This window comes from uncultured Campylobacter sp. (genome assembly GCF_905373215.1).
Lineage (GTDB): Bacteria > Campylobacterota > Campylobacteria > Campylobacterales > Campylobacteraceae > Campylobacter_B.
This window is the reverse complement of sequence record NZ_CAJPRT010000037.1, coordinates 1-7,642: the sequence shown is the minus strand read 5'-3', so window position 1 is coordinate 7,642 and position 7,642 is coordinate 1. Positions and strand designations below refer to the sequence as shown.

Here is a 7,642-nt window from a genome sequence, read left to right as displayed (position 1 = left end):
TTTTAAAAAGTAAAATTTAAACCGCGATTTCACTTTCTCTATTTCGCTCTTTAAATTTAAGATTTAAATTTTGCGGCGCAACTGGCGCGTAAATTTAATTAGCGCGCAAAAGCCGATCAGAAATTTTACCAGGTTAAAATTTTGCCTAAATTTATTTGGCAACGACCGATTTTAAATTTTATTCGTAGGTTTTTCGTAGCAGCCCCATTTGGCGCGGTATTTTCTCCTCGCTATCCGAGTCAAAACGATCTGAACGATCAAAAGCGCAAGCGCACCGCCGCCCCATTTTAAATATGTGATTTTATAGGAATCGAATATGGTATTGTAATAAAATCTGGCTGCAAAAGCATAATCGTATTTTAAAACCATTTGCCCGTCTTTAAGGGCGATCTGCCATGCAAGGTCGGTATCGCCCCCGATCCTTTGGTACTAAATTTTTACGTCCTTGTTGTATATCGCAGCCTTGTATCCGTCTATCTGCGTACCGTAAACATCTAAAGAAAAACGCCTCTGCTTAAGCGCGCTATCAACCAAATTTAACCTATAATAACTAGCCCCTCTGCTCTTATTTGTTTGCACATATATGACGCGCCCCTCTATGGTCTGCAAATCCTCTGGGCTAGACGGTAGCACCGCGGTGTAGGACATATACGGCGCCGCGCCAAGGATAAAAAACAGCAGCACGCATCTTAAAAGCGTATTCATCTGATTAAAGCTAGCGATCTTTTTTTCATCGTATTTTGTATCAAAAAACATCAAACCTCTTTTGTTTAAATTTTTATTTCGGCGCTTTATCCTGGCGCGCCGTAGCGGTATAAAAGCAGAGCTACGTCGTTCCAAACTTTCGCGATCTTTAAATCCGCACTTCTGCAGCCAATACGGCTCGGTTTTTTCCAGTGCTGTGCGCAATACAAGGCGCCGCTTCTGCCAAAATTTAGCTTGGATTTTCATTCATTTTCATTCGACGAAGCGTAAATTTAAAAGCTAAATTTAAAAAGCGCGCGAAAGAAATATTTCTCTTTTTAAATTCCACTAAAATTTTATCCAAAATGCGGCAAGTTCGTAACCGCGGGGCTCGCCCAACCCGCTTAAGCTTTCAAACGCAAGCGTAACGCCGCTGCTTAAGCTTAGCTTCAAATCCTCATCCGTTGCGTGCTCGCAATACTCAATCCGCTCGCGACTTAAAGCGTCTTTCACCGCCGCAAGATCGATGGGAGCAGGACAGCCCGATAATATCCAAGGCTCTATTTCGATTTGCCGCGCGCTTCCGCCGCCGAAATCTAGAGGCTCACTTCTGAAATGATCCGAAAAAATCATAAAAATTTCGTCTCGAAAAAAGTGAAACTCAAAGGCGCCGTATCTTAAAATTTCAGCTCCAGCGCTCTTAAAGCTCGCGTCCGCAGGGCCAAGCATCGCGACGATCTGCGCGCAGCTCAATCCGCTTCTTACGTCAGCAAACTTGCCCGAGCGAAAAAACTCAAGCATATCGATTTTTAGCATCTCTTCCCCTGCAAATACACATCGCGCCTCTTAAAGCCACTAGCAGCACAACGGCACGCTAATAGTTACACGAGCCAGTCATCGCGCTCATCCATGCTTAACACTCTCTGACATGGTACTAACGAGCAACGGCAAGCCAGACGCATACATCACATAAAAGTGCGCCGCGTAAAATTTTATCTCGCATCGAGCCAAAATACAGCGCATTTGCAAAATTTAAAACGATCGCAAAATGACACGTCGTTTCGCAAGTTTTATTTCGCACCGACTTAGAAGCTGCGACAGCCATATGAAATTTTATATAGTGACTGCATAAATCGCGCGCCGCAAGACTTGAAATTTCACACCGCAATGCCGCAAATTTCACACCTCCCACACATCACGCAGTGTCAGTCAGCCGAGCAAAGCTCGAATCTCGCGATTTACAAAAACCTCGCGCGTCGCAAGCCACACTCGAACAAGTACTGCTTGGCATTATTTTAAAATTTCACAAGCGTCGTAATATCCGAACTTAAGAAGCGATCTTATAAATCCGCTTTAGCTCATCTGGCGCTGTACTACGAGCAGATAAACTCGTTTGAGACCGTCAAGGCTAGCCGAAAACCTTTTTTAGATGCGCTTCGTAATCTCTTATAAAACGCTCTACGTCCGGGTTTTTAACGACGTCGTTGCACATAAAAGTAGGCAGCCTTTTCGTGCCTAAAAACTCATTTGCCTTATGAAAATGCAGATAAACGCCGTCCACGCCCACGCCCTCGAAAAAATCGCCCGGCTTCTCAAACGCCTGAAGCGGCGCATTCCAAGTAACGCTTATCATGTGCGATTTGCCCTTTATCAGCCCGCCGGTGCCGTATCCGTCGTTTGGATTTGCGCTGTGCCGTCCGTCGTTTGCCACTATCTTGCCTATGCCGCCCATAAACACCTCGTCCACGTATTTTTTGACTAGCCAAGGCTCGCCCATCCACCACGCGGGCATCTGCCAGATCACAGCATCCATCCATAGAAATTTTTCTACCTCACCATCTATATCGTAGCCCTCAAATATCGTAGTTTCGCGCGTTTCGTGCCCTAAGGCTTGTAGCGTTTTTTTGGCTAGCTCGTGCAGCGTCTTGCTTAGCTTGCCGCCTTTGCCGTTAAACGGCGCCCCACCGTTAATAAGTAGTATTTTCATTTTGATCCTTTGATTAAATTTATTCGTTAGCGACACTCGCACACCTAAGTTAAATTTCACCTCGCAGCCCTATGCGCAAATGTAAGCGTAAATTTTACGAAGCGTTTAATTATTAAATTTTACTTTTACGCCGCAGTTTACCGTCCTAAAATTTCAAATTTATCGCCGCGAACTGCGATCGCTTCGGCGTTATTTATCGGTGCCAAATTTAGCTTGCCGCCGTAAGCTTTTAAAATTTTAGCCGCGCTTTGCACGAACGGCTCCTCGCCGTAGTGCGGTACGGGGTAAAATTTCACCAGATCAAGCCCTGTTTGCGCCGCAGCCCCGTAGTCGCCCGCATTGTCCATCGCGCTCGCGTACTCCACGCTGGGTGCAGCGATCATCGCGCCTGCCGACTCGCCCACGTATACGAGCTCGCCGCTTCGGACGCGATCTGCGATGAGGCCAGCAAGACCTTTCTTTTTAAGCTCGCGCAAAAGATAAAAGGTGTTGCCGCCGCTTACGTAAAGCACCTGCGCCGTGCCGATCTTTGCCTTCGCTTCGGCCTCGCTCGCTTTGGAAACGTCTAAAATTTGAACCTCAAAGCCCATTTTGGCAAACGCCTCTTTCGCCTCGTCTACGTAGTCTCGGTACTCCTCGACGTTTGCCGCAGTCGGGATAAAAAGCACCTCCTTAGCGCGGATATTTTGTCTCGCATAGTCCTCAAAAAGCGTCGCTGCGCCCGCAAAATAGGAGCATAAAAACATCTCTATCATTGTTTTTCCTTTCATTAAATTTGCGCTGATTTAAAGCGCTCGTAAAGCTTGGCCGCAATGACTGCGAGCAAACGTATTTCAAAACGAGTAGATCAAATTCTACCGCACCCACAAAGCAAGCGCACGATAAAAAATAGCGCGGACAGAATTTTGCCGATAAAAGGGCAAAATTTACCGCCGCAGCGGTTGCAAGCTACGCTAAAGCCTAGACTAGATGGCAGCGTCAGCTGCTCTGCGATCACCAACTACCTGGCAGTTTTAAACTTCACTGAAACGACGAGAGCTGGCTAGATTGAGCCGGCTAGGGGAGCCAATCAGAGCGAACGATCAAAAACAAGCCGATCGACCGAACCGATCAAGGCAAGTCAGCCAAGGCAAAACGGCTAGTGCTTTTTATCTTTAAAAAATCTAACGATCTTAGCCTGCAGCTTGAACCACTCGCCAAGCTCCATTATAGGCTGTCCCGCGTAGTTTTTGCCGCCCGCTAGATCCTTGCTTATGCCGCCGCGCGCCGCGATCTGCACGAAATCGCCCACGCTTACGTGCCCGCCGCTGCCGCTCTGTCCACCCATCACGACGTTGCGCCCGAGCGTCGTCGAGCCCGCGAGCCCTACCTGAGAGACGATGAGGCAGTTTTGTCCGAGCTCGCAGTTGTGCCCGATCTGAACGAGATTGTCGATCTTGCTGCCCCGCTTAACGATCGTTGAGCCAAATACCGCGCGATCGATCGTCGTGCACGCGCCGATCTCGACCTCATCTTGCAGCACGACGTTGCCGTTGTGATAAATTTTAACATGCTCGCCCATTTTGGTGTGCGCGTAGCCGAAGCCGTCGCTTCCGATGACGGCGTTTGCGTGAATTATGCAGCGCTCGCCGATGACCGCGTCGTTGTAGATGACGGCGTTTGCGTGGATCACGCAGCCGTCTCCGACATGCACGTCATCGCCGATATACGCGCCGCTTAAAATGACGCAATCCTCGCCGATCGTGGAATTTACGCCGATATGCACGTTCTGTCCAATCTGCGCGCTGGCGGCGATCTTTGCGGGCGTGCCGCTGCGAATGAGCGGCTTAGCAAAATGCGCGCTTAGGATCGCAAAGGCTAGATGCGGGTTTTCGCACTCCAGCGCTCGCACGCCGCTTGGAGCTACGGTGCCGATTTTTACAAGCACGGCGGCTGCTTTGGTGGCGGATAAAAATTTCTCGTTTTTGTCGCTATCGCAGTAGCTTAGCTCGCTTTGCCTTGCGTTTTGAAGCGAATTGATTGCGGTGATCTCCGCGTCCGCTCCGTTAAGCTCTATGTTTAAAATTTCGGCAATTTTAGATAATTTCATTTGCGCTCCTTTGATTAAATTTTATCGCCGCTTACATATCCAGCGCGACGCTGCCGCCGCGGACGATGTCGATCGGATTGTATTTTTTTATCGTCTTTAAAAAGCCGTCGATGCGGTCTGCATCGTCGCACGCCATAATGACGATCTTGCTGTCGTCGCTATTTGCGATACTGCCGTTGTAGGCTTTTAAAACGGCATCAAGCCCCGCTAAATTTTCACCCAGCGCGATCTTTACCAAAACCATCTCCTTTTCGACGAATTTTGCATCCTCGATAACCTTGTAGACTGGGATCAGCTTATGAAGCTGCTTAGTGATCTGCTCTATGACGCGCTCGTCGCCCGAAGTGACGATGCTAAGGCGCGATAGACCGGTATTTGGGATCGGCGCAACGGTGAGGCTGTCGATATTATAGCCGCGCCCCGCAAAAAGCCCCGAGATCCGCGACAAAACGCCGTGCTCATCGGTAACGACGACCGAAATTACTCTTCTTATGCTATTCATCCTACGACTCCTGCTCAAAAATCATATTATAAAGCGCGCCGCCTGCGGGCACCATCGGCCAGACGTTTTCGAAGCGATCGATCTTAGCCTCGATGACGCTTACCTTTTTGCTCGCAAGAGCCTGCTTCAGCGCATCTTCGAATTCCGCTTTGGTGCTAACGCTAAAGCCCACGCCGCCGAAGCCCTCGACAATCTTTACGAAATCAGGCTGCGAGCTAAGATCGGTCGATGAGAAACGCTGCCCGTAAAATAGGCTCTGCCACTGCCTCACCATGCCTAAGAAATTGTTGTTTAATACGATATTTACGACATTTAGGCCGCTCGCGCTCGCAGTCATCAGCTCTTGGATATTCATCAAAATCGAACCATCGCCGCTGAAATTTATAACAGGTCTATCTCCCGCATAAGCCTTCGCGCCCAATGCCGCAGGGAGGCCGTATCCCATCGTGCCCTGCCCGCCGCTACTTAGCAGAGTGCGCGGCTTGCAAAACGGATAAAACTGCGCGACCCACATCTGATGCTGCCCCACGTCCGTAGCGATGATAGCGTCCTCGCCCGCGATTTTTGCGGTACTTTGTATAACCCACTGCGGCTTTAAAATTTCATCGCTGTCATTAAATTTAAGCGGGTGAATTTCATCGTATTTGCGGATGAGCTCGCGCCACTGCTCGAAATTTGCAGGGCTGACCTCGCTTCTAATGCGCGGCAGCATCTCCTCTAGCACCGATTTTACGTCGCCCACGATCGGATAATCCGCGTTTATTATTTTTGAGATCGAGCTAGGATCGATATCGACGTGGATGATCTTGGCGTTTTTGCCAAATTCGCTAAGCTTGCCGGTGACGCGATCGTCAAATCTCGCGCCCAGGCAGATTATCAGATCAGACTCGCTAAGTGCCATATTTGCGGCGTAGCTGCCGTGCATTCCTACCATGCCTAGATTTAGCTTATCATCGCTTCGCACGGCTCCCAGCGCCATAAGGGTTTCAACGACCGGAATCTGCGCAAACTCGCTAAGTTCGCGAACCAGCTCGCTTGCGCCCGCGCTGATGACACCGCCACCAATGTAGAGGATAGGTTTTTTGGAATTAGCGATTAGCTCGACGGCTTTTTTGATCTGCTTAGCGTTGCCCTTATAGTTCGGCTTATAAGTCTGCATCTTGATTTCGCTAGGATATTCAAAAACTCCAAGCTTCGCCGTTACGTCTTTGGGAATATCAACGTGCACGGGTCCAGGTCTGCCGCTGCGAGCGATATAAAAGGCTTCTTTTAAAATTCTAGGCAGCTCTTCAATCGTTTTAACCAGATAGTTGTGCTTGACGCAAGGGCGTGAAATTCCGATCGCATCGATCTCTTGAAAGGCGTCGGTGCCGATAAGCGAGGTCGCCACCTGCCCGCTGATAAGCACGATCGGGATGCTGTCGCTATACGCCGTAGCAAGCCCCGTAAGCGCGTTGGTAAAGCCTGGTCCGCTCGTGACGACAGCCACGCCGACCTTGCCGCTAGCGCGCGCATATCCGTCCGCAGCCATTGCCGCGGCCTGCTCGTGGCGCACCAAAATGTGTCTGAAGTATTTTTGTTTGTAAATTTCATCGTATATGTTTAGCGCCGCGCCGCCCGGATAGCCGAAAACCACCTCGACCCCCTCCTGCCGCAACGCCTCCACGATCATCTGCGATCCGCTAATTTCTTTCATACGCCCATCCTGTTTCGTTGGAATAATTTTGTGATTATATTATTTTGTAAATTAAATTTCACGAATTTAAGGCGCTAAATTGGGTCAAATTTAAAATTTAATAGCAGCAAGACGGGGCAAAATTTCGGAATTTAGCGAGAGTAGAAAAGGCAAATTTAAAATTTAGCCATAAATTTAAAACGGACGGGATGTTCGGATTTAAAATTTTAAAGTGCAGATTTTATCTTGACCAAACGCGGCACGGAATTTTTAACGTAAAATTTTGGCTTGAAATTTTACCACGCGAGGCTCGATTAAATTTACAAAATTCTTTGAAATTTTATCGTAGCGCAGAGCAACTCCTGCGTAAATTTTAAATTCTACGTTACGAAATTTTAAAATTTAGCCGTAAATTTAGAACGGGCGGAATCTCGATTATAAAATTATAAAATTCCGCCCACATAAAATTAAATTTTAAAACCCTCTATCTACCTGCACGCCTACACCCACGCTAGCGCAGTTGCCGCTTTGCGGATCGCAGTCGCCGAAGCTTGTGACGCTACTGGATCTTTTTGAGCGGATCGTTCCCATATGCATAGGCACCGGCATGTTACGGCGCGAGCTTCCGCCAATCTCGCTATCGCTCATACTATTAGAACTTCTCCTGCGAGAATAATCATCGCGAGGAGGTGGCGGTGGTGGAGG

At 48.6% G+C, this 7,642-nt stretch carries 11 protein-coding genes; 1 reads left to right on the top strand and 10 read right to left on the bottom strand.

What is annotated here, in order from left to right; genetic code table 11:
- Positions 1-171: 171 nt before the first annotated feature.
- The 6 genes from QZ176_RS10000 to QZ176_RS09975 form a co-directional block, all read right to left on the bottom strand.
- Positions 172-369, bottom strand: a complete 198-nt coding sequence (locus QZ176_RS10000; RefSeq protein ID WP_295153280.1) for a hypothetical protein — start codon at positions 367-369, stop codon at positions 172-174.
- Positions 370-429: 60 nt separating this feature from the next.
- A complete protein-coding gene (locus QZ176_RS09995) occupies positions 430-756 on the bottom strand; it encodes a hypothetical protein (RefSeq protein WP_295153278.1) in 327 nt (108 codons plus the stop codon).
- Positions 757-1,032: 276 nt separating this feature from the next.
- Positions 1,033-1,500 carry a hypothetical protein gene (locus QZ176_RS09990; protein WP_295153276.1) on the bottom strand — a complete coding sequence of 156 codons (468 nt, stop codon included), beginning with the start codon at positions 1,498-1,500 and terminating at the stop codon, positions 1,033-1,035.
- A 118-nt stretch (positions 1,501-1,618) separates the two neighbouring features.
- Positions 1,619-1,867, bottom strand: a complete 249-nt coding sequence (locus QZ176_RS09985; protein ID WP_295153274.1) for a hypothetical protein — start codon at positions 1,865-1,867, stop codon at positions 1,619-1,621.
- 225 nt (positions 1,868-2,092) lie between these two features.
- Positions 2,093-2,671, bottom strand: a complete 579-nt coding sequence (locus QZ176_RS09980; protein WP_295153272.1) for an NAD(P)H-dependent oxidoreductase — start codon at positions 2,669-2,671, stop codon at positions 2,093-2,095.
- Between the two features lie 137 nt (positions 2,672-2,808).
- Positions 2,809-3,426 (bottom strand): Type 1 glutamine amidotransferase-like domain-containing protein, encoded by a 618-nt coding sequence (locus QZ176_RS09975; protein ID WP_295153270.1) that lies wholly within the window; start codon positions 3,424-3,426, stop codon positions 2,809-2,811.
- Between the two features lie 57 nt (positions 3,427-3,483).
- Here QZ176_RS09975 and QZ176_RS09970 point away from each other — a divergent pair, with 57 nt between their 5' ends.
- Positions 3,484-3,717: a hypothetical protein gene (locus tag QZ176_RS09970; RefSeq protein WP_295153268.1), complete on the top strand. Its 234-nt coding sequence runs from the start codon at positions 3,484-3,486 to the stop codon at positions 3,715-3,717.
- Between the two features lie 92 nt (positions 3,718-3,809).
- Here the strand turns inward: QZ176_RS09970 and lpxD are convergent, their stop codons facing one another.
- The 4 genes from lpxD to QZ176_RS09950 form a co-directional block, all read right to left on the bottom strand.
- Complete coding sequence (gene lpxD / locus QZ176_RS09965) at positions 3,810-4,760, bottom strand: UDP-3-O-(3-hydroxymyristoyl)glucosamine N-acyltransferase (protein ID WP_295153266.1); 951 nt, start codon at positions 4,758-4,760, stop codon at positions 3,810-3,812.
- A gap of 31 nt (positions 4,761-4,791) precedes the next feature.
- Positions 4,792-5,262 carry an acetolactate synthase small subunit gene (gene ilvN / locus QZ176_RS09960; protein ID WP_005870631.1) on the bottom strand — a complete coding sequence of 157 codons (471 nt, stop codon included), beginning with the start codon at positions 5,260-5,262 and terminating at the stop codon, positions 4,792-4,794.
- A gap of 1 nt (position 5,263) precedes the next feature.
- Positions 5,264-6,958 carry an acetolactate synthase large subunit gene (locus tag QZ176_RS09955; RefSeq protein ID WP_295153263.1) on the bottom strand — a complete coding sequence of 565 codons (1,695 nt, stop codon included), beginning with the start codon at positions 6,956-6,958 and terminating at the stop codon, positions 5,264-5,266.
- A 453-nt stretch (positions 6,959-7,411) separates the two neighbouring features.
- Positions 7,412-7,642, bottom strand: a 231-nt coding sequence (locus QZ176_RS09950; RefSeq protein ID WP_295153261.1) for a hypothetical protein, incomplete at its 5' end; no start/stop codon positions are given.

Bases quoted from the DNA above. Each gene is read 5' to 3' on its own strand.
- QZ176_RS09970 (WP_295153268.1), top strand. From the start codon at position 3,484: ATGACTGCGAGCAAACGTATTTCAAAACGAGTAGATCAAATTCTACCG.
- QZ176_RS09980 (WP_295153272.1), bottom strand. From the start codon at position 2,671: ATGAAAATACTACTTATTAACGGTGGGGCGCCGTTTAACGGCAAAGGC.
- QZ176_RS09975 (WP_295153270.1), bottom strand. From the start codon at position 3,426: ATGATAGAGATGTTTTTATGCTCCTATTTTGCGGGCGCAGCGACGCTT.
- QZ176_RS09990 (WP_295153276.1), bottom strand. From the start codon at position 1,500: ATGCTAAAAATCGATATGCTTGAGTTTTTTCGCTCGGGCAAGTTTGCT.
- QZ176_RS10000 (WP_295153280.1), bottom strand. From the start codon at position 369: ATGGTTTTAAAATACGATTATGCTTTTGCAGCCAGATTTTATTACAAT.
- QZ176_RS09955 (WP_295153263.1), bottom strand. From the start codon at position 6,958: ATGAAAGAAATTAGCGGATCGCAGATGATCGTGGAGGCGTTGCGGCAG.
- lpxD (WP_295153266.1), bottom strand. From the start codon at position 4,760: ATGAAATTATCTAAAATTGCCGAAATTTTAAACATAGAGCTTAACGGA.
- QZ176_RS09995 (WP_295153278.1), bottom strand. From the start codon at position 756: ATGTTTTTTGATACAAAATACGATGAAAAAAAGATCGCTAGCTTTAAT.
- ilvN (WP_005870631.1), bottom strand. From the start codon at position 5,262: ATGAATAGCATAAGAAGAGTAATTTCGGTCGTCGTTACCGATGAGCAC.